The organism is Pseudomonas sp. GW823-FHT03E05 (assembly GCF_058796855.1).
Genome location: NZ_JBXAJB010000010.1, coordinates 225,864 through 249,334 on the forward strand (window position 1 = coordinate 225,864; position 23,471 = coordinate 249,334).

Here is a 23,471-nt window from a genome sequence, read left to right on the forward strand (position 1 = left end):
CCTCTATGCTCGCTTGTTGCAGGCCCCATGACAAGCACAGGGCCACACTGATTAAAATCCGCCCGCCGCCTCCTGGCACAACTGGCTGGCAAGCATTCCCAAAGTCATCAGGGCCCGCTCGGCCTCGCGATTCCAGGGCGTACCGCAGTTGAGCCGCACACAGTGGTTGAACTGCTCGGTGTTGCTGAAGATCAGCCCCGGGGCGATGCTGATGCCCTGCTGCAAGGCTCGCACATGAAGCTCCTGGGTGTTGACCCGCCCCGGCAGGCTGACCCAGAGAATGAAGCCCCCGTTGGGCCGGGTGATCTGCGTGCCCTCTGGGAAGTACTGCTGCACCGCCAGCTGAAAGGCGCTGAGATTCTTCCGGTATTCCTGGCGGATGTACCGTAAATGCCGGTCATAACCGCCGTTTTCCAGGTAGGCCGCAACCCCCATCTGGGTGACGCTGCACGCAGAATGGGTGCTGAAGGTCTGCAGGCGCTGGATCTCCTGCTGGTACTTGCCGGCAATCATCCAGCCGATGCGCACGCCGGGAGACAGGGTCTTGGAGAAGCTCGAACAGTAGATCACCCGATCCAGGCGGTCATAGGCCTTGAGGGCCTTGGTACGCCCCACCTCGAACATCAACTCGCCATAGATATCATCCTCGACCACCTGGATATCGAAATCCGATGCCAGGCGCAGCAACTGCTTCTGCCGCTCCTCGGGCATGGTGCCGCCCAGGGGATTGCTCAGGCGTGTGGTCAGCACCAGGGCCTTGATCGACCATTGGTTGGCCGCCAGTTGCAGGGCTTCCAGGCTCATGCCGGTGGACGGATCACTGGGAATCTCGATGACCTTGAGCCCCAGCAAGTCCGCCAGTTGCAGCAGGCCGTAGTAGGTCGGCGACTCCGCAGCAATCAGGTCCCCGGGCCGGGTCAGTACCCGCAATGACATCTGCAGGGCATCGACGCAGCCGTGGGTGATCACCACTTCCGACGGGTCGACCACCACCCCGGCATCGCGCATGCGAATGGCCACCTGACGCCGCAGTGGCTCGAAGCCCGGGCTGAACATGTAACTGAATGCCCGGGGGCTGTGAAACCGGGTGACCTTGGCCAACTGCTGGTGCAGCGCCCGCACTGGCAGATAGTCAACGCTGGGCACTGCGGCCCCCAACGGAAACACACCTTCGCGACGGGACTCCACCAGCACCTGCTGAATGATGCTGCTGCGGGTCACCAGCCCAGGGCGCTCGACCCGGGCGATATCCGGCGTGGGCGCGGTCAGCGCCGGCGTCTGGTGCACGTAGTAGCCCGACTGCGGGCGCGCGCGAATCAGCCCCTGGTCTTCGAGGTTGGCGTAGGCCTGGAGTACCGTGGCGTGGCTGACATTGAGCTGCGAGCTCATCTTGCGTACCGACGGTACGCGCTCCCCCGGCTGGTAGACACCACGGCGAATATCCTCAGCCAGTTGCTGAGCGATACGTTGATAGAGCAAGAGATTGGTCATGGCGCAGCACTCGATTTCACGGCGTTTTATTCTTGTGTGAAACAATACCGGCACAGTTTAGAAGTGTACTGGGACAGTTTCTACAATAGTCGAGGACACAGGGCAGTGAAAAGCATAACTGTAGGGTTTTTGTGAACCTCTTGGCAGGCATAAAAAAACCCGACGCGGGCAAGGCGTCGGGTTTTTCCGTGGCACTGGCGCAGCTTCAGCGAGAAGCGCCCAACTGGCCTTTTTCGTCGGAGAACACGATCTCTACCCGACGGTTCTGCGCCCTTCCCCGCTCGGAAGCATTGGCCTCCACCGGATAGTCGTCGCCATAGCCTTCGACCTGGATGCGTTTTTCATCGATACCCAGGTCCACCAGCACATCCGCCACGGCTTGGGCGCGGTCCTTGGACAGCTGCAGATTGCTCTGGCGCTCGCCGGTGTTGTCGGTGTAACCCTCGATGCGCACCACGCGCTTGGGGTTCAACTGGAGGAACTGCACCACCTTGAGCACAGTGCGGTTCGCCGAGTTCTTCAGTTCCGCTTCGCCGGTATCGAACAGCACATCCCCCAGAGTCATCACCAGACCGCGATCGGTCTGGGTGGTGGCCAGGCTGATGATCTGTTCTTCCAGCCATTTGCCCTGCTGCTGCACGCTGAGCAACTTGGCTTCGCGTAGGGCCAGTTGCAGGCGCTGGCGTTCCAGCTCGAGCTTGGCCGCACGCTCGTTATTGAGTGCCTGTTCGGTATGCTCACGGGCGATTTCGCTGTAGCGCCGACTCAGGTAGGCGTAATGCTCCACATCGCCACCGCTGCCCCAATAGGTGGAGAGGCGATCGGCACGTGCCAGGGACTCCCCGGCACGGATCACGTCCTTGGGCGCGATACGCAGCACGTTGGAGTCTTCCTTGACCTTCTGGAAGTCGTTACTGGCCTGCTGCAGGGCTTCTTCACTGTGCTGGCCAGCGCAGCCATAGAGTCCGGCGCATGCCAGGAGCACTGCACTGCCGATGATCCGGGTAGACAGATTCATTGGGCATCTCCCAGTTGCTTGCGCAGGCGAGTGATGCGGGTATTGAGTGCATTCACCTGTTCCTGGCTCTTGCGGGTCAGGACCTTGGCTTCGGCCAGGCGCGCATCCAGTTCGGCCTGTTCGGCGCGCATCCGCGCTTTCTTGTAGGACTCATCCTGCATGTTGCCCTGCGCCCGGGAGAACTTGTCTTCGGCCAGTTTCAACTCGGGCATGTCCTCGGCAGAAGCCCCCACGGCCTTGGCCTGCTCCAGCGTCTGCGCGGTGAGGCGCATCTGCTCGATGGGCGCCGGGTCGGTTGCACAACCCGCCAGGGCGAGAACAGCCATGGCGGCGAAAAGAGGTCGAATAGTCACACAAGATTCCTACTGTTTTGGGCTGCTGACGGGTTGCTGCAACTGGGCCTTCCAGCGCTCCAGATTGCGCTGCAGCAAGGTCTCCGTCAGACCGGACGCGGGCAATTCTGTCATCTTTTTGGCCAACTGTCCGCGCAACCATGGGTCATTGCAGGCGGAGTTATGGGACAGCGCAAGGAACAGCCCCGGTTTGTCGATGGGCTGGGGAAACGCCGCCAGATCCGCCGTCATGCCCAGGGTCTGGGCCATGGCCATGCCTGCGTAGCGAGGCGCCAGCACATAGTCCACCTCCCCCAGGAGCAAGGTCTGGAAGACCTGGGTCAGATTCGGCAGGCGCTTGAGTTGCAGATGCTCCTTGGCCATGGCGACAAAGGGCTGAGTCAGTCGGGCCTTTTCCGACACGGCGCCGGGATGGCCTGCCAGGTCTCCCGGCTGGGTATAGCTGAGGGTCGAATCCTTGCGGGTCCAGACCAGATAGTCGTTCTGCACCAGCGCCGGGTGGATGTAGTCCAGCGATTCCAGCTCATTGAAGGTCAGCGGTGCATCGGCGAGCAGGTCCATGCGCCCGGTGCGTACCTCGTCCAGCGCCTCGGAGCGCTTGCCGGCATACAGCACCTCGACCTTCAGCCCCAGCTCCCCGGCCACCTGCTGCAGCAGGTCGGCGCTGGCACCCATCAGGTGCTTGGGGTCCTGAGGGTCACGCCACAGGTAAGGCGGTGCATCGGGGCTGCCAGTGACCACCAGACGCTCGCACTTGCCCGCCGCCATCGACAACGATGGCAACAACGTCAGGCCCAACAGCACTGACCAGCCACTCATGCGGCGCAGATCCATGGCGAAACCCTCCCCCGGCAAAAAACACACATAAAAAAACCCGGCCAAAAGGCCGGGCTCTTTATAAGTGAAGACGCCGGATTAGACCAGCTTCTCCAACTCAGGTACGGCTTCGAACAAGTCCGCGACCAGGCCGTAGTCGGCTACCTGGAAGATTGGCGCTTCTTCGTCCTTGTTGATCGCGACGATCACTTTGGAGTCCTTCATGCCCGCCAGGTGCTGGATAGCGCCGGAGATACCGACGGCGATGTACAGCTGTGGCGCAACGATCTTGCCGGTCTGGCCGACCTGCATGTCGTTGGGCACAAAACCTGCGTCCACCGCAGCGCGGGACGCGCCGACAGCAGCGCCCAGCTTGTCGGCCAGGGCATACAGGTGCTTGAAGTTGTCGCCGTTCTGCATGCCGCGGCCGCCGGAAACGACGATCTTGGCTGCGGTCAGTTCAGGGCGATCGGACTTGGCCAGCTCTTCGCCAACGAAGCTCGACTTGCCGGCATCGTGAGCGGCGCCCACGGTTTCGACTGCAGCCGAACCACCTTCAGCGGCAACGGCGTCGAAGCCGGTGGCACGCACGGTGATGACTTTTACGGCAGCCGAGGACTGCACGGTAGCGATGGCGTTACCGGCATAGATCGGACGCTTGAAGGTATCAGCGCTTTCTACCGAGATGATTTCGGAGATCTGGTCTACGTCCAACTGAGCGGCAACCCGCGGCAGGATGTTTTTGCCGTTGGAAGTAGCGGCTGCCAGGATGTGGCTGTAGCCAGCGCCCAGTTCGGCCACCAGCGGCGCAACGTTTTCCGGCAGTTGGTGAGCGTAGGCGGCGTTGTCGGCCACCAGCACTTTGGCCACGCCAGCGATCTTGGCCGCGGCTTCAGCCACGGCGCCAACGCCCTGGCCGGCTACCAGTACATGCACGTCACCACCGATTTTGGCGGCGGCGGCAACGGTGTTCAGGGTGGCCGGAGCCAGCGCCTTGTTATCGTGTTCGGCGATTACCAAGATAGTCATGATCAGATTACCTTCGCTTCGTTTTTCAGTTTCTCGACCAGTTCAGCCACCGACTTGACCTTGATGCCCGCGCTGCGTGCAGCCGGCGCTTCGACTTTCAGGGTCTTGTTGGTGGAGGCGGTGGAAACGCCCAAAGCATCAGGAGTCAGCGTTTCAAGCGGCTTCTTCTTGGCTTTCATGATGTTTGGCAGAGACGCGTAGCGCGGCTCGTTCAAACGCAGGTCGGTGGTGACGATGGCTGGCAGGTTCAGCGCAACGGTCTGCAGGCCGCCGTCGATTTCACGGGTGACGTTGACCTTGTCGCCGGACACTTCGACCTTGGAGGCGAAGGTGCCTTGAGCGTAGCCGCTCAGGGCTGCCAGCATCTGGCCGGTCTGGTTGTTGTCGCTATCGATGGCCTGTTTGCCGAGGATCACCAGCTGTGGCTGTTCCTTGTCGACCACGGCCTTGAGCAGCTTGGCCACGGCCAGGGAGTTCAACTCTTCAGCGGACTCGACGAGGATCGCGCGATCGGCACCCAGTGCCAGGGCGGTACGCAGTTGCTCTTGAGCAGTAGCAGGACCGATGGAGACGACGACGATTTCAGTCGCTACACCTTTCTCTTTCAGGCGTACGGCTTCTTCCACTGCGATTTCGCAGAAAGGGTTCATCGACATCTTGACGTTGGCGAGGTCGACGCCGGAGTTGTCCGCTTTGACGCGAACCTTGACGTTATAGTCGACCACTCGTTTGACAGCTACAAGAACCTTCATGGATTCCTCGTTACTCTCCGGTGAAAAGAAAGTCGCCTAGGCGAGAACCTGGCGGTTGATGCTCATCGGCACAAGGGCACCTCCAAAAACGCTGGCGCACAAAAAGGTTGACCTTGCTCACGGGGTGATGACCGTTCGTCAGTGGTGACCGACGAGTCATTCATTATCGCGGCGTGTAGACTGCGCACTTTCAAGCTGCGCGCGCGTCACCTTTACTGCCTTTGCCCTGTCTTTAGAGGTGCTCTTGAAACCAACAGTCAGCCTACGGCGAGCGCAAAACCGACCGTATCTTGACCGGAACGCCTTTTCCGGTCAATACGGCAAAATAGCCGTTTATAAGCCGCGCTTCTTTGATTTATCTGGGCTGCGGCAAATTCAAACAAACGTTTGTATTGGACGCTGAGAGTGGTGTAGATATAATGCGCCGCCCAGAGAGAAAGGTCGGCCGTCCTCCCCTTCTCCCCCCCATGCGCGATGGGAGAAAGCGGGGATGCAACGCCAAACCTCCAATTAGAAAAAACCGTTGAGCCTTGAGTAGGAGATAGCCTAGTGGAACGCGAATACATGGAATTCGACGTGGTCATCGTCGGTGCCGGCCCCGCAGGCTTGTCCGCCGCTTGCCGCCTTAAGCAGAAGGCCGCTGAAGCCGGGAAGGAAATCAGCGTCTGCGTGGTTGAAAAAGGCTCCGAAGTCGGTGCTCACATCCTTTCCGGTGCCGTGTTCGAACCACGGGCCCTGAATGAATTGTTCCCGGACTGGAAGGAACTGGGCGCCCCGCTCAACACCCCGGTCACCCGCGACGACATCTATGTCCTGCGCAGCGGCGAAACCTCCACCAAGGTTCCAGACTTCTTTGTGCCCAAGACCATGCACAACGAAGGCAACTACATCATTTCCCTGGGCAATCTGTGCCGCTGGCTGGCCCAGCAGGCCGAGAACCTGGGCGTGGAAATCTACCCGGGCTTTGCCGCCCAGGAAGCCCTGATCGACGAAAACGGCGTAGTCCGCGGGATTCTTACCGGCGACATGGGTGTCGACCGTGAAGGCCAGCCGAAAGAGGGCATGTACACCCCCGGCATGGAACTGCGCGGCAAATACACCCTGTTCGCCGAAGGCTGCCGTGGCCATATCGGCAAGCAACTGATCAAGCAGTTCAACCTGGACAGCGACGCCGACGCCCAGCACTACGGCATCGGCCTCAAGGAAATCTGGGAAATCGACCCGGCCAAGCACCAGCCTGGCCTGGTGGTGCACACCGCCGGCTGGCCGCTGGATATCATGAGCAACGAGAACACTGGCGGCTCCTTCCTCTATCACCTGGAAAACAACCAGGTAGTAGTGGGCCTGATCGTCGACCTGTCCTACGCCAACACTTACCTGTCGCCGTTCGACGAGTTCCAGCGCCTCAAGCATCACCCGGTGCTCAAGCAGTACCTGGAAGGCGGCAAGCGCGTCAGCTACGGCGCTCGCGCCATCTGCAAGGGCGGCCTGAACTCGCTGCCGAAGATGGTGTTCAAGGGTGGCGCGCTGATCGGCTGCGACCTGGGCACCCTGAACTTCGCCAAGATCAAGGGCAGCCACACCGCCATGAAGTCCGGCATGCTGGCCGCCGATGCGGTAGCCGACTCGCTGTTCGCCGGCTCCGAAGGCGCCGACGAACTCAAGAGCTACGTCGATTCGTTCAAGGCCAGCTGGCTGTATGAAGAGCTGTTCGCCAGCCGCAACTTCGGCCCGGCCATGCACAAGTTCGGCCCGATCATCGGCGCGGGCTTCAACTGGATGGACCAGAATATCTTCGGCGGCAAACTGCCGTTCACCCTGCACGACACCAAGCCGGACTACGCCTGCCTGAAGCTGGCCAAGGACTGCGTGAAGATCGACTATCCGAAACCCGACGGCAAACTCAGCTTCGACAAGTTGAGCTCGGTGTTCATCTCCGGCACCAACCATGAAGAAGAACAGCCTTGCCACCTGAAGCTGACCGACCCGAGCATCCCGCTGAGCCGCAACCTGCCGCTGTACGACGAACCTGCCCAGCGTTACTGCCCGGCCGGCGTGTATGAGGTGATCACCCAGGAAGATGGCGAGAAGCGCTTCCAGATCAACGCGCAGAACTGCGTGCACTGCAAGACTTGCGACATCAAGGACCCGGCCCAGAACATTACCTGGGTCACTCCGGAAGGCGCCGGCGGCCCGACTTACCCGAACATGTAAGCCGGTGCGATAAAAGAAGGCCCCCTTTATGGGGGCCTTTTTCATGCCCGGGATTCGCTGGCACAGCACCCTGCAGGGGCCGGCTTGCCGGCGAAGAGCCCCCCAAGCCTTGCTCCGGCCCAAGGGCGCATTCGCTGGCAAGCCAGCTCCTACCAGGGGCGCGGTGTTTTCAGGCGGCGCGTTCTTCGCCCGGGTTGCGTTCGAAGTAGCGCTTGTACTCGCGACTGAACTGCGAAGTGCTCTGGTAGCCCACACGATGCGCCACCTGGGCCACGCCCAGCCCCTCTCCTAGCAGCAACTGCTGGGCCTTGAGCAGGCGCAGGCGCTTGAGGTACTGCACCGGCGACAGCAGGGTGCTGCGCTTGAAATGCTCGTGGAAGGTCGAGGTGCTCATGTTGGCGCAGCGGGCCAGGGTCTCGACGTTCAACGGCTCGGTGTAGTGCTCGTGCAGGTGATTGAGCGAAGCCGCAACCCGGGCGAATTGCCCCTGCTGCTCCACCAGCGCCCGCAGCGCATCGGCCTGGGGCCCGCGCAAAGCGGCAAAGAGTAACTCGCGCACCCGTGAAGGGCCCATGACCTTGCACTCCAGAGGATCGTGCAGGCAGCGCAACAGGCGTTCCACGCAACCACGCATGGCGTCGTCGAGCACAGCCGAAGTCATCGACTCCAGGGTCTGCGCCGAAGCCGCCCGGCCTTCGGTGACGCCCATGGCCAGCACCAGCTCGCTCAACACCGCCCGGTCGATGGCGATGGAAACCCCCAGCAGCGGCGCATCGGGCAAGGCGAAGGTTTCGCACTCGAAGGGCACCGACAGGGCCTGGATCAGGTAATGCCCGGCACCGTACTCCAGGGTTCGCGTGCCCAGGTAGGCCAGCTTGCTGCCCTGGGCAATGATCATCAGGCTCGGCTCATAGATCTGCGGGCCCCGCGCCACGTCGCAACTGGCCCGCAGCACCTGAACCCCGGGCAAGGCGGTGGCAACGAAACCGTCACGGCTGGCAAGGGGCTGGATCAGCGAGACCAGGGTGGCGTTGGCGTCCAGATGGCGGGTCAGCAGCATGGGGAAAACTTCACGGAAAAAGGGACGAAAACATCATCGCAGGTCTGTACGCCAATGCCGCGTGAAAACCGCCAATACCGGAGGAATAGGCATGACATGCCGAGGAATCGCCATGGTTGGCCCAGGGCCCGACGCCGAGAATGCCACGCCTCAATCGTCAATGCTTTTGCGAGGTTCACCATGTACACCGCCATCGGTTATGCCGCCCAATCGGCCACCACTCCCCTCGCCCCCATGAGCTTCCAGCGCCGCAGTCCGCGTGCGGACGACGTCGCCATTGAGATCCTCTACTGCGGCGTCTGCCACTCCGATATCCACCAGGCCCGCAACGAATGGGGCATCGCCGTGTACCCGCTGATGCCGGGCCACGAGATCGTCGGCAAGGTCACAGCCGTCGGCGCCAACGTCAGCAAGCACAAGGTCGGCGACCTGGTGGGCGTTGGTTGCATGGTGGATTCCTGCCGCCACTGCGAGGCCTGCGCCGCCGACCTGGAGCAATACTGCCTGCAAGGCCCGACCATGACCTACGCCACCCCGGACCGGGTCGATGGCAGCAACACCATGGGCGGCTACTCCGACAGCATCGTGGTCAGCGAGCACTTTGTGGTGCGCATTCCGGAGAAACTCGACTTGGCCAGCGCTGCGCCAATCCTCTGCGCCGGCATCACCACCTACTCGCCACTCAAGCATTACGGGGTCAAGCCCGGTGACAAGGTGGGGATTCTCGGCATGGGCGGCCTGGGCCACATGGGCATCAAGTTCGCCAAGGCCCTGGGCGCCGAAGTGACCCTGTTCACCCGCTCCGCGAGCAAGGCCGAAGAAGCCCGCCGCCAGGGTGCCGACCATGTGATCGTATCCACCGACGTGGCGCAGATGCAGTCGGTGGCCGGGCACTTCGACTTTCTCCTGGACACCATCCCGGTGCCCCACGACCTCAACCCCTACCTCGACACCCTGCGCTTCGATGGCGTGCATATCCTGGTGGGCCTGATCGAACCGGTGGACCCGGCGCTGCACGCCGGCAAGCTGGTGATGAGCCGCCGGGTGCTGGCCGGCTCGCTGATCGGCGGCATTGCCGAGACCCAGGAAGTGCTGGACTTCTGCGCCGAGCACGGCATCACCTGCGATATCGAAATGCTCGACATCCGCCAGATCAATCAAGCCTACGAGCGCATGATCAAGGGTGATGTGAAGTACCGCTTCGTGATCGACATGGCGACCTTGAAAGGCTGATTCTCGACACCGTCAAAGCATGGCTTGTCGCCGAGGGCGCCGATGGCGTGCGCCTTCGCCGGCACGCCGGCTCCTCCACGAGCCAGCTGGCGTCAGCCGCGAGCAAAGGCGCGCAGCACTTCGCCATCCATGCGGTACTTGACCCATTCCTCCTGAGGCTGGGCGCCCAGGGACTTGTAGAACTGGATCGCCGGCTCGTTCCACTCCAGCACGCTCCATTCGAAGCGCCCGCAATCATTGTCACAGGCGATCTGCGCCAGATGTCGCAGCAGTTGCTTGCCCGCCCCGCCGCCCCGTTGTTCCGGAGTGATGTAAAGGTCCTCCAGGTACAGGCAATTGCTGCCCAGCCAAGTGGAATAACTGAAGAAGAACACCGCAAAGCCGATCGGCACGCCTTCGCGCAGACAGATCAGGCCATGGGCCGTGGCCCCCTCGCTGAACAGGCTGCGTTCGATATCGGCGACGCTGGCGATCACTTCATGGCGGGCCCGCTCGTAATCGGCAAGTTCGGTGATGAACGCAAGAATCTGCGGGGCATCGCTGGGCAGTGCAGGACGGATTTCTACGGTCATCGACGGCTCTCTTGTTGGAATCAGGCAGCCATATTAGAACGGCGGCAGAAATACATGCACGACCATTTATGCCAAGCCCCCCCCCCGGCCCCGTTCCTTGCGCACGGCACTTACTCCGCTGCCGACTAACCCTGAGGCCTGCAGGAACACAACAAACACCGGGAGGCGCCATGTTAGAAAGCCCGACATGACTTCAAGCATAAAGAGGCACTTTCATGTCGGCGTGCACCCCGCAGCAGTCCCGGGTCTCGGCCCCGTTATTCGGCCTGTTCTGCCTGGGCAGCTACCTGCTGTCGCTGTCCTACGGCTCGACCTTTCTCCTGTCGCTGCTGATCGGCAGCCGTGGCGGCAATGAACACGATGCCGGCACGGTGATTTCCACAGCCATGCTCAGCACCTTTGTTGCGGTGATCGGCTCCGGGCACCTCTCGGACCGCCTCGGCGCCGCGCGCTCGGTGGCAGTGTTCGGCTGCCTGCTGGCGGTGGCCAGCCTGGGCTTTGCCCTGACCCCGGGGGTCGGCCCCGGCCTGCTGTTCTTCGGCCTGACCCTGGGCCTGGGCTGGGGGGTGTTCTATACACTGGGACCGATCATCGTGGCGATGCTGGTGGAGCCCGCGCAACGGGCCCGCTACTTCGCATTGCTGTCGGGCAGCATGATGACCGGCATCGGCTCCGGCCCCTTGCTGGGGCGCCTGGCCAGTGCCCTGGGCTACCCACTGACCAGCGCCTTTCTGATCGCCGCCGGCGCCAGCCTGCTGGGTGTGCTGATCTTCTGGCGGCTGGGCGGCCGGCTGCGCCAGCAGGCCAACCACCTGGGCACCGCGGCGGCTGGCATCACCTGGGCTGGCACCGCGCAGGTGCTGTCCTCCCGCGCCGTCTGGCCGATTCTCATGGTGGGCCTGGGAGGTTGCGTATTCGGCGGCCTGTCGAGCTTCCAGACCAGCTACGGCCCCTCCCGCGGCGTCGACTACTCGCTGTTCTTCCTCGGCTTCATGAGCGCCGCCATCGCCAGCCGCCTGCTGATCGCCGGGATCGTGGTCAAGCGCGATCCCTATCGTGCTGCCTGCCTGCTCTCGGGGCTGATGCTGGTGTCGATCCTGCTCTTTTTATTTGCTGTCGACAGCAGCGCCAGCTACCTGCTGGCTGCCGTGACCCTGGGGGTGGGCTATGGCCTGACCTACTCGGTGATCAACGGCCTGGCGGCCAACGAAGCTCCAGCCGGCTGCACCTCCCAGGCGTTGCTGCTGTTCAGCCTGTCGTACTTCATCGGGGTCTTCGGTTTTCCCTGGCTGGCCGGGCGGATCATCGTCGAAGCCGGCATCCCGGCGCTGCTGTTCACGGTGCTCGGCGTAGCGTTGCTGAACTGGCTGATCAGCCTTGGCCGCCTGGGCTTGCGGCGCCTGGGCCACTGGCGTATGGCAGCCGGTGCATAACACCGTTCGTCGATCATCAGGCACCAACCGGCCCCGGCAGCGGACCAATATCAGGTAACGACTCTAACGAATGGAGGCGACACCATGATCAAGGTCCAACTCTGCGCCCTGGCCCTGGCCGGGCTGCTGTCCACTGCTGCCCTGGCCGGCGCCACCGGCCCGACCAACCCGGTTGAAGGCCCGAAATCCCCGGCCACCCAGGGCACGCCGAAGATCAACATCAACCCACCGGCCATGGACGAAGGCTCATTGCCACCGGCGACCGGGACCGACCCGCGCATTCAGGGCAACGACAACGGCCGCCAGGGCGGTGTCGGCACCATGGACTCCAGCACACCCGACAGTGGCAAGACCGGTACCGGCTCGAAAACCACCACCGGCGGCTCAGGTTCTGAAGGCAGCAGCCAGTAACCGCCGGTTCAATCCAGCAGGCCCTGTGCGCCAGGGCCTTGAGGAGAGATGTCATGACTCGAGGAAGCAAAGCCAAATACACCCTGGCCCAGCGCCGCAAGGCCGCGGCCATCGAAGCCAGCTACGAAGAACGCGGGCTCTCGCCGGAGCAGGCCGAAGCACGGGCCTGGGCCACGGTGAACAAGCAGTCCGGCGGCGGTGAACGGGCGGGCGGCTCCGGTCGGGACAAAAGCCCGGCAGACAAGGCCCGGGCCCGCAGCGAGTCGGCCCGGCGCGCGGTGGCTACGCGCCACGGGCATGCCCGCAACAGCGCGGCGTCCCTGGGCACCCAGAGCAAGGACAGCCTGATGCGCGAAGCTCGGGCGAAGAAGATTCCGGGACGCTCGCGCATGCGCAAGCAGGAGCTGATCGAAGCCCTGAGCAAGGCCGGCTGACCGGCGGCCAACTGCTCGCCGCTGACTCAGCCGCGCGCCAGCAAGGCATCCACTTCGGCACTGCCCGGAGCGGTGGCCGGGCCACGCCGGGTGACGGCAATCGCCGCCGCGGCGTTCGCCCGACGAGCCGCCATCAGCGGCTCAAGGCCCGCTGCGAGCCCGGCGACCAAGACCCCGGCGTGAGCATCACCGGCGCCGTTGCTGTCCACCGCCTCCACCTTGAACCCCGGCACCTGCACCGCCTGCCCCTGGCGGCTGACCCAACAGCCGCGGGGGCCATCACGCAGCACCAGCAACGCCGCAGGTGACAACCAGCTTTCGAGCTGTGCCAGCGCCTGGGCAATCTGCGAAGTACCGGTCAATTGCAATGCCTCGGCGCGGTTGCTGCTCCAGATGTCGATCCGCGGCAACAGCGCCGCCATCAAGGGTGAATCTGCCGAACCGGCCAACGGCCCCGGGTCGAACATCAATGGGATCGAACGAGGCAGCGCCTGCAACCAGTCCAGCAGGGCCCGTGCCTTGCACTCCTGCAACAGGCTGTAGCCGCTGACATAGAGGTAATCCCCCGCCTCCACCCGGACCCGGGCCAGATCCTCGGCCGACAATTCACCCTCGGCGCCGATATGGGAAATGAAGGTGCGTTCAGCAGAGGCTTCGGTCAGGGCCACGCACAGACCGGTATCAGTCCCCCTGCCGGGCTCCAGGCTCATCTGTATGCCTTCGCCCTGCATCGCCGCCCGTGCCAGGTCGCCAAAGCGCCCCTGCCCGTGGCGCCCGAGGTAGACCACCGGCAACCCGTTGCGCGCCGCGGCGGCCATCACGTTGAAGCCGCCACCGGCCTCGAAGCCCGCAGATTGCGCGAGCACATCGCCTCCGGAGGCCGGCAGGCGCTCTACCGCCATCACCAGGTCGACTATCACCTGGCCGGTGTGCAGCAACCTAGGCATTGGCGTTCTCGACAAAGGCCGCGCGCCGGTCCCGGGCACCGCCCAGTAGAGCGTAACCGCCGCCGGCCACCAGGAAGGTGACGATCCAGCCCAGGCCGTTATGCCCCAGCCAGGAATCGGCCAGGGGCCCGGTGAACCAGACGTCTTCGACAGTGGTGCCGATGGTGGTGAAACAGAAGCCCAGCACAATCGCCAGCACCCAGGCGCCAAACGCTCGCCATTCGATGCCGCCCCGGTACCAGTAGGCGCTGCTCGGGCCGACGTTGAGCAGATCATCGGCGCTGTAGTGATGACGATGGATCAGGTCCACCACGAAGATCCCCACCCAGGCGGTGATCGGCACCGCCAGCAGGGAGATGAAGCTGATGAAAGGGCCATAGAAGCTGTCGGCAATCAGCATGAAATAGATCGAGCCGAGGAAGATCGCCACGATATCCACCAGCACCGCATAGACCCGCTTGACCTTGAGGCCCAGGGTCAGCGCGGTGAGGCCGGCGGAATACACAGAGAGGTTGTTGGACAGCAGCAGGCCACCAAAGGCCGCGACCAGGTAGGGCACCGCCATCCAGGTCGGCAGCATGTCGCGGATCGCGATGATCGGGTCCACTGCCGAGGCCAGGTGATCGTTGCCCACCGACAGCAATCCGCCCAGGGTAATCAGCAACACCAGCGGAATGCCGGCGCCAAACGCCGCCGAGGCCACCAGGCGCCCGGCCGTTACCGAACGGTGCTGATAACGCGACATATCGGCCCCGGAACTGGCCCAGCCAATCCCGGTCCCGGCGGCCATTGTGCCGACGCCGATGATCATCGCGCTCATGGGGGCCGGCGCGGCATTGAAGACCGCCGCCCAGTCGATGGTGGCGCAGAGGAAACCGCCCACCAGCACGTTCAGGGCACCAAAGCCGTAGGTGGCCCACTTCTGGATGACCAGCAAGGTGGCGTGGCCCAGGCCGGAGACGCTCAGGGTCATCAGCACGAAGATGCCGATGAACAGCAGGGTCAGCAGCGGCGCATCCTTGGCCGAGGCCGGGGTCTGGAACAGGATCGAGCTCAGGGACAGCAGGACGAAGGCCGCCGTGGTGGTATTGACCGTCTCCCAGCCAACCCGTGAAAGCATCGACACCAGGGTCGGGCCGATATTGCCCCGCACCCCGAAGATTGCCCGGGACAGGGTCAGGCTCGGCGCCCGCCCGCGCCGGCCGGCTACCGAGATCAGGCCGACCACGGCGAACGACCCCACCGACCCCAGGATGGCCACCAGCAGCACCTGCCAGATCGACAAACCGCGAAACGCCACCAGAGTCGCCCCCAGGGGCAGGCCGAGAATACTGATGTTGGCCGCGAACCAGACCCAGAACAGCTGCAGCGGGTGCCCGTCGCACTCTGCCTCGGGAACCGGCTCGATACCGCGGGTTTCCAGTTGCCCGGCGCCTGATCCGGCCGTGGATGAACTCATGATAAAACTCCTGTTGCCGTTGTTAGGGGTATTGGGCAATTTCGGAAGTCACAGAACATCCCGGCATTCCTGGCCGTGTCATAGCTTTCCATAGCGATCGGCAACATGGCCGCACACCGCGGCCTGTACCTTAAAGGCGGCTCAACGCAGCGCCAGCAGCTGTTCCACCAGAGGCTGCAGGTCCAGCTCATTGACCTTTCGCACCTGCCCGATCAGTTCGCCAGGCCAGATCTCCATCCCCAGGCAAGCGCCGAGCATGGCACCGAGAATCGCCGCGATAGTGTCGGTGTCGCCCCCAAGGCCCGCAGCCATGCACAGTGCCTCGAAGGCCGGCAATTGCCCCAGGGCCACTTGTCGGGCCAGGGCGAAACTCACCACCACCGATTCCTGGGAAGCCACCGAGGTGCCGATCAGCTCGTAGAGCATCCGCGCAAAGCCTTCCCGATCGCCGTCGACACGCAGGGTGCTGGTCCAGTCCAAGCGAGCACCGATGGTGGCACCCGCTACCCAGTGCCCCTGGGCCTGGGCCTGCCGGGCGACCTGCACACCAAGTGCCAAGGCTTCGGCCAGAGGCTGGCCGTTGATTCCGGCGGACACCACCGCCGCCACCGCCGCCGCGCTGGCAATGCCCAGGCTAGTGTTGTGCGTCACCTGGCAGGCCTCGACCACCGCCTGCAGAAAGGTCTCGGGCCGAGCCACATCGGCGGCGATGCCCACCGGCGTGATGCGCATGGCGGCGCCATTGGTGGTGCCATAGCGGCCCGCCTCTTCAACGGACTCCCCGGCGAGGATCATTTCAATGGCGCGTTTGGTGGAAGGCCCCAGCAGATCCTGGGAACCCTTGGCCTGCATCTGCGCCTCCCACTCGATCAGGCTCTGGGCCAGGGCCGCCGGAGCGATCCGGCCCTGCCCCCGGACCAACAGGCGAGCCACCAGGATCGCCTGCTCGGTATCGTCGGTAATGGAGCCCCGGGGCATGTTCGCGGCAATCGGCTGGTCCGGGCCGGCGTCCTCCAGGGTGCGGATGACGCCGAAGCGCTGCTGGATCTGTTCCCGGCTCAAGGATTGGGTCGGCATGCCCAGCGCATCGCCCAGGGCCAGCCCGTAGAAGGCGCCCAGGGCGCGCTGCAATGCATTCACCGCGGCTCTCCGAACTGCAGGTGCATGCGAAAATGCTGCGGGTCCAGCAGGCTTTCGACCTGCTCCATAAAGCGCCCCTGGCGGTCGTAGGTGGTACGCAGGGCCTTGAGGAAGACTTCGCCCGGCGCACGTCCGAGCAATTGGGCATCTTCAGCATTCAAGGGCTCGGCGCCGATCCACTGATCGCCGCGCTCGCCGATATAGCCGTAGGCGGCCAGGGTAATGGTCAGGGAATCATCGATCAGGCCGACCCTAGGCAGGCCTTCCAGCTCGCCGGAAGCCGGGATCAGAGAGCGCTCCAGGGACAGCACCCGGCCATCGGTGCTGCGGCGCCGGCGATCGAGGGCGATGAACTGGTCGGTGCCCAGGCGATGCTTGAGGTCCGGGCGCTGGATCGCCTCCAGGCGCAGCACCTCGGTGTTGACCAGCGCACCGCTGTCGGCCAGGGCCTGGGCCCAGCCATGATGCTGATCCAGGGCAACACCGTCGAAGGTGACGATGGAGCCTACGCCGCTTTGCGTGGCGATGTAGTTGCGCCGCTTGAGCTCGGCCAGGGCCTCGCGCAAGGTGCCACGGCTGACACCGAATTCTTCGGCCAACTGATGCTCGCCCGGCAGTTGAAAGCCGTCCTCCAACAGGCCGCTTTCAATACGCCGGATCAACTCGTCGACCACCCTTGTTTTCTTATCGAATCGGACATGTTTGATCATGTCCGGCTTGATACATGAAAGGCCCGAGCCAGAGCAAGAAATATCTTCTTACAGCCGTCTGAAACGCCCGTCAGGGTTCAAGACCAATGGGAAAGAACACCCCGCAACTCCACACCCCCAGCCAATTCTGGCCGTCGATCTGGCGGGTCTGCGCCAGCTCCACCAGTTGGTAGAAGACGTTGCGATGGATCAGCGCTTCAAGATTGTGTCGAACCAGGAGGTAAGGCGCCGGTTCCTGGGTCAGGGGGTCGATCACCACCCGCAGCGGGTGCTCGTCATTGGCGACCACCTGCTCCTCGACGTTGGTAGAAAAGCGCAGCACCTGAGCCTCGCCCTGCCCTTCGACCTCCAGGGTCACGGCGACGAAGGGTGCGTCGTCGACCTTGATGCCGACCTTCTCCACCGGAGTGATGAGGAAATAGTCATCGCCATCGCGGCGAATGATGGTGGAGAACAGCTTGACCATGGGTTTGCGGCCGATCGGCGTACCCAGGTAATACCAGGTGCCGTCGCGGGCGATGCGCATGTCGATATCGCCGCAGAAGTCGGGGTTCCACAGGTGGACCGGCGGCAGGCCTTTTTCAGCCTTGGGAATCTGCGCCAACAGGTCGTTGGCCTTGCCTGGACCACTCATACCGCTCTCCTCTCTCAATCAATCAGTCGCTCAGGCCCAGCAGGCCGCGCGCGTATTGCTGCAACGGCGGACCAAGCAGATCCTGTGGCTTGTTGTCGTGGAACGTCAGTAAACCGCCACGGCTGCGAATCCGCGCGGAATCGATCAGGTACTGGGTACTGGTTTCGATCAACATGATCTGGATGGTACTGGTATCCACCCCCAGGCGGTCCACGGCTTCCTGATCCAGCCACTCGTCAGAGTTACCGATACGGTCATCGGCCTTGGCGAAACGGGCGTAGAGCAGATAGTGCGCCCCCGCTTCCCGGGCTTCGGCCATGGCTTCATTCAGGCCCTCGGGCGCCTTGGCCCGACGCACCATGGGGAAATACTCGACAAAGCCGTTGAAGGCTTCCTCGGCTACCACGTTGGGCCGCGGATAAGCGCCACCCGGCGGTACGAAATGCCCCTGGGCAATGAAAATGAACGAATCCGGCTGAATGCGGAACGAGCTGGTGCGGCGTGTATCACTGTGATCGAGCACCCCCGCATCGCTCAGGTGATAGCGCACCCCTTCGCCCATATCACTGACATTCATGCAGCCGCCGAGTGCCAAAAAGGCCAGCAGCAAAACCAGGCTACGCATCCTACCCTCCAAAATCCGGTGACGGAAAACCGGCGAATGGCCACGGGATGCAGCTTCCGCGCCAGCTCCGCCAAGGAAGGGAATTCGTCGGCAAAGCGCCTCAGCCGCCAATGATCTTCATCACCGTGGCTCCACCGGAAAAGGCCAGCTCCTGCTTGTCCCCCAAGGCCTTGACCAGCAGCCGCTGCAAGGCCGGCAGAGCCTGATGGCGCGGCTTGTCCAGCAGGTCGCCGACATAGTGACGATTGCTCGAAGAAAGGCAGCCGTGCAGCCAGCCCGTGGAGGACAGCCGCAAACGCGAGCAGGTGCGGCAGAACGGCACGCTTTCGTTGGCGATCACGCCGAAATGACCGTGCCCGGGAATGGCGTAGCGCACCGCGGTAGCATCCACCGGCGCATCGGCCTGAAGGTATTCGTAGCGCTGGCCGATCAGGTCCAGCAACTGTTGCAGGCTGACAAACTGCTGCAGGAAAGCGTTGCCATCATTGGCCAGGTGGCCCATGCGCATCAGCTCGATGAAACGCAGCTCGTAACCCCGTTCCAGGCAGTAATCCAGCAACGGCATCACCTGATCCAGGTTCTGCCCGCGCAACGGCACCATGTTGACCTTGATCTTCAAACCGGCACTGCGGGCTTGCTGCATGCCATCGAGCACCGTGGCCAGGTCGCCGCCACGGGCAATGCTGCGAAAAGCCGTCGCATCGAGGGTATCGAGGGAAACGTTGATCCGGCGGATACCGGCCTCCACCAGCAACGGCAGCTTGCGCGCAAGCAATTGGCCATTGGTGGTCAGGCTGATGTCGTCCAGCCCCATGCGCCCCACCGCGCCCATGAAGGCTTCCAGCTTGGGACTGACCAGGGGTTCGCCACCGGTGATGCGCAAGCGCTCGATGCCCGCCGCTTCCATCAGGTACGCCACGCCGCGAGCCATTGCCTCGGCCGACAACTCGTCCTGGGCAGCCACCAGCCGCTTGCCGTTGGGCACGCAGTAGGTACAGGCGTAGTTGCAGGCAGACGTCAGACTGATCCGCAAGTTGCGAAAGCGCCTGCCTTGACGATCAACGATCATGGATGACTCCGGCGTAGGAAGGGAGAACCGGGCAAAACCTGACCCAAAAATCAGGTTTTGGCAAGTCCCATGCCTGAGTATATTCCTCGGACACTGCGCCATACAGTTTGTCGATGGCGCAATACAGCGGCTGAATGCCTTAGCTGTTCGAGGTGTCGGGGTCGCGCTTGCGCTTGTTGCCCATGCGCACACCGATGTCCATCAGGAACTGGAAGAAGCCTTCCTGATCTTCCAGCACATTGCTCCAGAACGGCGAGTGGTACAGCGCAACCGCACCATGCACCAGCGCCCACGAGGCACAGTAGTGGAAGTACGGCGGCACGTCTTCAAGCTTGCCTTCACTGATGCGACCCTTGATCAGCAGGGTCAGGCGCTCGAAGTTGGACGCACGGATCTTGTGCAGTTCCTCGACCATCTCCGGCACCTGGTTGCCCTTGACCACCTTCTCTTCCAGGCGGTCGAACAACCGATAGCGCTGCGGGTCACGCATGCGGAATTCGAAGTAGGCCCGGGACAGGGCTTCCTTGTCCTTGTCGACGTCGGCCGAGTGCAGCAGCTCGTTCAGGTCGCGCTCGTAGTCGAGCATCAGGCGCAGGTAGATCTCCGCCTTGGACTTGAAATGCTTATAGATGGTCCCTTTGCCGATACCCACGGCATCCGCAATCATCTCGACGGTGACACTGTCTTCACCTTGTTCGAGGAACAGCTTGAGCGCGGTATCGAGAATTTCTTGCTCGCGGCGACGAAACTCACGGACCTTACGAGGTTCTTTCTGCATAAGAAAAGGTCTGTTCGGGGTCAAAATCGAAGCCGCGTATTATGCCTAACTTGCGCCAAAATGCACGGATCATCCATCGTTGCTGGTGTTTCTGGCGCAAAAGCCGCCCCGTCAGAACCTTCCAGACAGGCGCCAAAAGCCAGGGAAATCCCGTGAATACGGGGCCGGGCCAGGGTTCAAATAGCAAACTTCCACAGCCGCCAAGCTCCGGATCAGACCGCGAAGTCTGGTTTTTCCCGCACCCAGCACCCTGGATTGCCCCACGCCCTGCGTGCGACGCAAAGGCCTCGATAAGTCGCAATTCCATCATTGCCCGGCTGATTCGTCGCTCAGCGGGGGCCAATGCAACTGCCGTCCCACAGCATCAGAGAAGCCCTATAAGAGCGGAAGAATAATCCGAAAGTATCGATGGCGTTGATAACTGCCAGCCGGGCAGGTACAGCAAACTGCAACAGATTATGTAGGCAACTTTCAGGAAAATGCGGCTATTTTTAGTCTTATCAGCTAAAAATCAGGTGATATTCAGCGATCGCGTCGAAAACTGCGATACAGGCAACCCAAATGAGAACTCAAGCGAAGCGCGCGTATTCCAAATTTGTTTAAAAAACGAGCAGGCGCAACTGGACTGAATGCAATAGTGATCAATACTTCAACTGTCGGCGGGACATCTCCCCCAAGTGAAACGCCGATCAAGGTACCGAAGGACCGCGTGCCTTAGTTTTACTCCTAATGGTCTTAACCCGGATTCACCCCCCAGAACCCGGGTTTTTTTTGCCCGCCATTCAGCGCCAGTGCACCGTGCGACCCAGGCTCAGCCCTTGACCCGCGCCAAGGGGAACAGGCGCTTGAAGTTGGCCGTGGTCTGCTGGGCAAAGGCTTCATAGCTTTCGCCCCGCAGCATCGCCAGGAACTCCGCCACCTCGCGCACGTACTGCGGCAGGTTGGGCTTGCCGCGATAGGGGATCGGCGCCAGGTAAGGCGAATCGGTCTCCACCAGCAGGCGGTCGGCCGGCACCTGTCGGGCCACGTCCCGCAGGGCATCGGCATTACGGAAGGTGACAATCCCCGAGAGGGAAATATAGAAACCCAGGTCCAGGGCCGCCTTGGCCATTTCCCAGTCTTCGGTGAAGCAATGCAGCACACCGGCATTGGGCAATGCCGCCTCGCGCAGCAGTGTCAGGGTGTCGGCGCGGGCGCCGCGGGTGTGCACCACCACCGGCTTGCCGGTCTGCTGGGCGGCCTGCAGGTGCAGGCGGAAGGATTCCTGCTGCAGCTCGGCGGCTTCCGGCTCGTAGTGATAGTCCAGGCCAGTCTCGCCAATGGCCACTACCCGGGGGTGATTCAGTTCATCCAGCAGCCAGTCCAGGGCCGGCGCTGCGCCGGGCTGCACATCCAGCGGATGCACGCCCACCGAGCAGTCGACATCGTCATAACGATCGGCCAGGGCCTTGACGTCCGCCGCGTTGTCGGCGCTGACACCGATGCACAGGAAGTGCCCTACCCCCCGCTGGCGGGCGGCAGCCAGCGCGGCATCCAGGGAGCCGTCATGAGCGGCGAGGTCGAGGCGGTCAAGGTGGCAATGGGAATCTACGAGCATAGGAGGCTACAACTACATCCGATCAATGAAAGGCCCGGGTTGTGGCGCCCGGGCGGAAACAACGCTGAGTCTAGGCGCTGCGGGTCAATTCTGGGTAGGCAGGGCCGCCCACTGCACCAGCAAGGCTTCCAGCAACAGCACGCGGTTGAGGTTGGCCTTGCTCAGGACCTTCTGGCGCTGGGCCAGGATCCAGTCCTGGATGTTCAGCACCTTGGCCTGGGCGGACTTCTGCGCCAGGTATTGCAGCACCTTGCGCATGTCCTGCAGGCCCAGTCCCTGCTCATCCTGGGTCAGTTGATAGCGCAGGACCAGGTTCGACCAGTCGCAGAACCAGTCGAACAGCAGCAACAAGGGAATGGCACTCCAGGATTCGGCCAGTTGCGTGGGCGACTGCTGCTGTTTCAGCAGCTTCTTCACCCCTTCCACCACTTGCGCCCGCTGCTCGCGAACACCCTGGGCCTGCAGGCTGACCGCTGCCAGCGGCGAACCGGCAGCCAGGGTCAAGAGCTCCACCCGCTCCTCCTCGGAGCAATCAGGCAGGGCCTGGGCCAGCCACTCAAGGCTCATGGCCTCGCTGGGCAGCGGGCAGGCCTGCTGCACGCAACGGCTCTTGATCGTGGGCAACAACCGGCTGGGCTGGTGGCTTACCAGCAACAGCACAGTGTTGCCGGAAGGCTCCTCGAGACTCTTGAGCAGGGCGTTGGCGGCGTTGATATTCATCGACTCCACCGGCTCGATCAGCACCACCTTGCGCCCCCCCAACTGGGCGGTCTGGACCACGAAGCTCACCAGTTCGCGGACCTGGTCGACCTTGATCGCCTTGTCCGCTTCCTCCGGCTCCAGCACGTAGTTGTCCGGGTGGCTGCCGGCCAGCAGCAACAGGCAGGACTTGCATTGACCACAGGCGTCCAGGCCTTCCGGGCGCTGGCACAGCAAGCGCGCCATCAGCCGCTCGGCCAGGGCCCGCTTGCCGATACCCGCCGGGCCATGCAACAGGTAGGCATGGGCATGCTGGGTACGCCCCGCCAATTGCTGCCAGAGGCTGTCCTGCCAGGGGAAGACTTCAGCCACGGGCGCACTCCAGCAACTGCGGCAACAAGCTGTCCAGGGACTGCTGGACCTGGGCCAGGGGCTGCGCCGCATCCACCAGCACATAACGCTGCGGCGCCGCTGCGGCGCGGGCCAGGAAGGCTTCGCGAACCTTCTGGAAGAAGGCCTGGCCTTCCTGCTCGAAGCGATCCAGCCGGCCACGAGCACTGGCTCGCGCCAGACCGACATCCACCGGCAGGTCGAAGACCAGGGTCAGGTCGGGGCGCAACTCGCCCTGGACGAAATCCTCCAGCGCAGCAATGCGCGCAAGGCTCAGGCCGCGGCCCGCGCCCTGGTAGGCGTAGGTGGAGTCGGTGAAACGGTCGCACAGCACTACCGCACCGCGCTCCAGGGCCGGGCGAATCACCGTTGCCAGGTGCTGGGCACGCGCGGCGAACACCAGCAACAGCTCGGTATCGGCATTCATGACCTCTTCCACCGGGGTCAGCAGTACATCGCGAATCCGCTCGGCCAGCGGCGTGCCACCAGGCTCACGGGTCAACAGCACCTCGATCCCCGCAGCGCGCAGGCGCTCGGCGAGGTACTCGCGATTGGTGCTTTTGCCCGCGCCTTCCGGGCCTTCCAGGGTAATAAACAAGCCAGTCAC

Annotated in this window: 24 protein-coding genes; 5 read left to right on the forward strand and 19 right to left on the reverse strand. The window is 63.0% G+C overall.

The genetic code is table 11. The features are described 5' to 3' along the window. Positions 1 to 51: 51 nt before the first annotated feature. The 6 genes from AC1RCO_RS30585 to AC1RCO_RS30610 all read right to left on the reverse strand — a co-directional run bounded on the left by AC1RCO_RS30585 (position 52) and on the right by AC1RCO_RS30610 (position 5,459). The gene (locus AC1RCO_RS30585; RefSeq protein ID WP_011060145.1) at positions 52 to 1,491 is read right to left on the reverse strand and encodes an aminotransferase-like domain-containing protein; all 1,440 of its coding nucleotides are present in this window, start codon (positions 1,489 to 1,491) and stop codon (positions 52 to 54) included. Between the two features lie 205 nt (positions 1,492 to 1,696). Beyond that, positions 1,697 to 2,509 carry an OmpA family protein gene (locus AC1RCO_RS30590; RefSeq protein ID WP_011060144.1) on the reverse strand — a complete coding sequence of 271 codons (813 nt, stop codon included), beginning with the start codon at positions 2,507 to 2,509 and terminating at the stop codon, positions 1,697 to 1,699. Then, positions 2,506 to 2,862 carry a DUF4398 domain-containing protein gene (locus AC1RCO_RS30595; RefSeq protein WP_011060143.1) on the reverse strand — a complete coding sequence of 119 codons (357 nt, stop codon included), beginning with the start codon at positions 2,860 to 2,862 and terminating at the stop codon, positions 2,506 to 2,508. Before AC1RCO_RS30595 ends, AC1RCO_RS30590 begins: the two co-directional genes overlap by 4 nt. 9 nt (positions 2,863 to 2,871) lie before the next feature. Continuing rightward, positions 2,872 to 3,696 carry a substrate-binding periplasmic protein gene (locus tag AC1RCO_RS30600; RefSeq protein ID WP_053150159.1) on the reverse strand — a complete coding sequence of 275 codons (825 nt, stop codon included), beginning with the start codon at positions 3,694 to 3,696 and terminating at the stop codon, positions 2,872 to 2,874. Positions 3,697 to 3,777: 81 nt separating this feature from the next. Then, positions 3,778 to 4,707, reverse strand: coding sequence for an electron transfer flavoprotein subunit alpha/FixB family protein (locus AC1RCO_RS30605; protein WP_011060141.1), 930 nt, complete (start codon positions 4,705 to 4,707; stop codon positions 3,778 to 3,780). Positions 4,708 to 4,709: 2 nt separating this feature from the next. Beyond that, complete coding sequence (locus AC1RCO_RS30610) at positions 4,710 to 5,459, reverse strand: electron transfer flavoprotein subunit beta/FixA family protein (RefSeq protein ID WP_015634720.1); 750 nt, start codon at positions 5,457 to 5,459, stop codon at positions 4,710 to 4,712. A 549-nt stretch (positions 5,460 to 6,008) separates the two neighbouring features. Between AC1RCO_RS30610 and AC1RCO_RS30615 the strand changes: the two genes are divergently transcribed. Continuing rightward, positions 6,009 to 7,673 carry an electron transfer flavoprotein-ubiquinone oxidoreductase gene (locus AC1RCO_RS30615; RefSeq protein WP_011060139.1) on the forward strand — a complete coding sequence of 555 codons (1,665 nt, stop codon included), beginning with the start codon at positions 6,009 to 6,011 and terminating at the stop codon, positions 7,671 to 7,673. Positions 7,674 to 7,842: 169 nt separating this feature from the next. Here AC1RCO_RS30615 and AC1RCO_RS30620 read toward each other — a convergent pair whose 3' ends face one another. Next, the gene (locus tag AC1RCO_RS30620; protein ID WP_011060138.1) at positions 7,843 to 8,733 is read right to left on the reverse strand and encodes an AraC family transcriptional regulator; all 891 of its coding nucleotides are present in this window, start codon (positions 8,731 to 8,733) and stop codon (positions 7,843 to 7,845) included. Positions 8,734 to 8,913: 180 nt separating this feature from the next. Here AC1RCO_RS30620 and AC1RCO_RS30625 point away from each other — a divergent pair, with 180 nt between their 5' ends. Next, the gene (locus tag AC1RCO_RS30625) at positions 8,914 to 9,966 is read left to right on the forward strand and encodes an NAD(P)-dependent alcohol dehydrogenase (protein WP_019094642.1); all 1,053 of its coding nucleotides are present in this window, start codon (positions 8,914 to 8,916) and stop codon (positions 9,964 to 9,966) included. A 92-nt stretch (positions 9,967 to 10,058) separates the two neighbouring features. Here AC1RCO_RS30625 and AC1RCO_RS30630 read toward each other — a convergent pair whose 3' ends face one another. Then, positions 10,059 to 10,538, reverse strand: coding sequence for a GNAT family N-acetyltransferase (locus AC1RCO_RS30630; protein ID WP_011060136.1), 480 nt, complete (start codon positions 10,536 to 10,538; stop codon positions 10,059 to 10,061). A gap of 215 nt (positions 10,539 to 10,753) precedes the next feature. On the opposite strand from AC1RCO_RS30630, the gene AC1RCO_RS30635 reads away from it, so the two are divergent. From AC1RCO_RS30635 to AC1RCO_RS30645, 3 genes are all read left to right on the forward strand, one after another. Then, positions 10,754 to 11,971, forward strand: a complete 1,218-nt coding sequence (locus AC1RCO_RS30635; RefSeq protein WP_492618361.1) for an MFS transporter — start codon at positions 10,754 to 10,756, stop codon at positions 11,969 to 11,971. An 84-nt stretch (positions 11,972 to 12,055) separates the two neighbouring features. After that, positions 12,056 to 12,382 carry a hypothetical protein gene (locus tag AC1RCO_RS30640; RefSeq protein ID WP_011060134.1) on the forward strand — a complete coding sequence of 109 codons (327 nt, stop codon included), beginning with the start codon at positions 12,056 to 12,058 and terminating at the stop codon, positions 12,380 to 12,382. A 53-nt stretch (positions 12,383 to 12,435) separates the two neighbouring features. Next, on the forward strand, positions 12,436 to 12,816 hold the full coding sequence (locus AC1RCO_RS30645) for a Rho termination factor N-terminal domain-containing protein (RefSeq protein WP_019094643.1): 381 nt from the start codon (positions 12,436 to 12,438) through the stop codon (positions 12,814 to 12,816). Between the two features lie 26 nt (positions 12,817 to 12,842). Here the strand turns inward: AC1RCO_RS30645 and AC1RCO_RS30650 are convergent, their stop codons facing one another. The 11 genes from AC1RCO_RS30650 to tmk form a co-directional block, all read right to left on the reverse strand. Beyond that, positions 12,843 to 13,763, reverse strand: a complete 921-nt coding sequence (locus tag AC1RCO_RS30650) for a PfkB family carbohydrate kinase (protein ID WP_492618362.1) — start codon at positions 13,761 to 13,763, stop codon at positions 12,843 to 12,845. Next, a complete protein-coding gene (locus AC1RCO_RS30655; RefSeq protein ID WP_492618363.1) occupies positions 13,756 to 15,222 on the reverse strand; it encodes a purine-cytosine permease family protein in 1,467 nt (488 codons plus the stop codon). The genes AC1RCO_RS30650 and AC1RCO_RS30655 overlap by 8 nt, the downstream gene beginning before the upstream one ends. A gap of 141 nt (positions 15,223 to 15,363) precedes the next feature. Further along, entirely contained in the window at positions 15,364 to 16,362 is a 999-nt protein-coding gene (locus tag AC1RCO_RS30660) for an ADP-ribosylglycohydrolase family protein (RefSeq protein ID WP_011060130.1), read from the reverse strand. Further along, the gene (locus AC1RCO_RS30665; protein ID WP_011060129.1) at positions 16,359 to 17,072 is read right to left on the reverse strand and encodes a GntR family transcriptional regulator; all 714 of its coding nucleotides are present in this window, start codon (positions 17,070 to 17,072) and stop codon (positions 16,359 to 16,361) included. The genes AC1RCO_RS30660 and AC1RCO_RS30665 overlap by 4 nt, the downstream gene beginning before the upstream one ends. Positions 17,073 to 17,142: 70 nt before the next feature. Then, entirely contained in the window at positions 17,143 to 17,706 is a 564-nt protein-coding gene (locus AC1RCO_RS30670; RefSeq protein WP_047284758.1) for a DUF1285 domain-containing protein, read from the reverse strand. Positions 17,707 to 17,728: 22 nt separating this feature from the next. Beyond that, on the reverse strand, positions 17,729 to 18,331 hold the full coding sequence (locus AC1RCO_RS30675; RefSeq protein WP_011060127.1) for a DUF4823 domain-containing protein: 603 nt from the start codon (positions 18,329 to 18,331) through the stop codon (positions 17,729 to 17,731). A gap of 100 nt (positions 18,332 to 18,431) precedes the next feature. Beyond that, positions 18,432 to 19,400, reverse strand: coding sequence for a GTP 3',8-cyclase MoaA (locus AC1RCO_RS30680; protein WP_011060126.1), 969 nt, complete (start codon positions 19,398 to 19,400; stop codon positions 18,432 to 18,434). Positions 19,401 to 19,539: 139 nt separating this feature from the next. Then, the gene (locus tag AC1RCO_RS30685; protein WP_011060125.1) at positions 19,540 to 20,178 is read right to left on the reverse strand and encodes a TetR/AcrR family transcriptional regulator; all 639 of its coding nucleotides are present in this window, start codon (positions 20,176 to 20,178) and stop codon (positions 19,540 to 19,542) included. Between the two features lie 811 nt (positions 20,179 to 20,989). Continuing rightward, positions 20,990 to 21,775: a TatD family hydrolase gene (locus AC1RCO_RS30690; RefSeq protein WP_065363423.1), complete on the reverse strand. Its 786-nt coding sequence runs from the start codon at positions 21,773 to 21,775 to the stop codon at positions 20,990 to 20,992. An 84-nt stretch (positions 21,776 to 21,859) separates the two neighbouring features. Continuing rightward, positions 21,860 to 22,846, reverse strand: a complete 987-nt coding sequence (locus AC1RCO_RS30695; protein ID WP_011060123.1) for a DNA polymerase III subunit delta' — start codon at positions 22,844 to 22,846, stop codon at positions 21,860 to 21,862. Further along, positions 22,839 to 23,471 (reverse strand): dTMP kinase, encoded by a 633-nt coding sequence (gene tmk, locus AC1RCO_RS30700; RefSeq protein ID WP_492618364.1) that lies wholly within the window; start codon positions 23,469 to 23,471, stop codon positions 22,839 to 22,841. Before tmk ends, AC1RCO_RS30695 begins: the two co-directional genes overlap by 8 nt.

Excerpts from the sequence above, each read along its gene's own strand:
- AC1RCO_RS30585 (WP_011060145.1), bottom strand. The coding sequence starts at position 1,491 with ATGACCAATCTCTTGCTCTATCAACGTATCGCTCAGCAACTGGCTGAG.
- AC1RCO_RS30590 (WP_011060144.1), bottom strand. The coding sequence starts at position 2,509 with ATGAATCTGTCTACCCGGATCATCGGCAGTGCAGTGCTCCTGGCATGC.
- AC1RCO_RS30600 (WP_053150159.1), bottom strand. The coding sequence starts at position 3,696 with ATGGATCTGCGCCGCATGAGTGGCTGGTCAGTGCTGTTGGGCCTGACG.
- AC1RCO_RS30605 (WP_011060141.1), bottom strand. The coding sequence starts at position 4,707 with ATGACTATCTTGGTAATCGCCGAACACGATAACAAGGCGCTGGCTCCG.
- AC1RCO_RS30610 (WP_015634720.1), bottom strand. The coding sequence starts at position 5,459 with ATGAAGGTTCTTGTAGCTGTCAAACGAGTGGTCGACTATAACGTCAAG.
- AC1RCO_RS30620 (WP_011060138.1), bottom strand. The coding sequence starts at position 8,733 with ATGCTGCTGACCCGCCATCTGGACGCCAACGCCACCCTGGTCTCGCTG.
- AC1RCO_RS30625 (WP_019094642.1), top strand. The coding sequence starts at position 8,914 with ATGTACACCGCCATCGGTTATGCCGCCCAATCGGCCACCACTCCCCTC.
- AC1RCO_RS30630 (WP_011060136.1), bottom strand. The coding sequence starts at position 10,538 with ATGACCGTAGAAATCCGTCCTGCACTGCCCAGCGATGCCCCGCAGATT.
- AC1RCO_RS30635 (WP_492618361.1), top strand. The coding sequence starts at position 10,754 with ATGTCGGCGTGCACCCCGCAGCAGTCCCGGGTCTCGGCCCCGTTATTC.
- AC1RCO_RS30640 (WP_011060134.1), top strand. The coding sequence starts at position 12,056 with ATGATCAAGGTCCAACTCTGCGCCCTGGCCCTGGCCGGGCTGCTGTCC.
- AC1RCO_RS30645 (WP_019094643.1), top strand. The coding sequence starts at position 12,436 with ATGACTCGAGGAAGCAAAGCCAAATACACCCTGGCCCAGCGCCGCAAG.
- AC1RCO_RS30650 (WP_492618362.1), bottom strand. The coding sequence starts at position 13,763 with ATGCCTAGGTTGCTGCACACCGGCCAGGTGATAGTCGACCTGGTGATG.
- AC1RCO_RS30655 (WP_492618363.1), bottom strand. The coding sequence starts at position 15,222 with ATGAGTTCATCCACGGCCGGATCAGGCGCCGGGCAACTGGAAACCCGC.
- AC1RCO_RS30665 (WP_011060129.1), bottom strand. The coding sequence starts at position 17,072 with ATGATCAAACATGTCCGATTCGATAAGAAAACAAGGGTGGTCGACGAG.
- AC1RCO_RS30670 (WP_047284758.1), bottom strand. The coding sequence starts at position 17,706 with ATGAGTGGTCCAGGCAAGGCCAACGACCTGTTGGCGCAGATTCCCAAG.
- AC1RCO_RS30675 (WP_011060127.1), bottom strand. The coding sequence starts at position 18,331 with ATGCGTAGCCTGGTTTTGCTGCTGGCCTTTTTGGCACTCGGCGGCTGC.
- AC1RCO_RS30680 (WP_011060126.1), bottom strand. The coding sequence starts at position 19,400 with ATGATCGTTGATCGTCAAGGCAGGCGCTTTCGCAACTTGCGGATCAGT.
- AC1RCO_RS30685 (WP_011060125.1), bottom strand. The coding sequence starts at position 20,178 with ATGCAGAAAGAACCTCGTAAGGTCCGTGAGTTTCGTCGCCGCGAGCAA.
- AC1RCO_RS30690 (WP_065363423.1), bottom strand. The coding sequence starts at position 21,775 with ATGCTCGTAGATTCCCATTGCCACCTTGACCGCCTCGACCTCGCCGCT.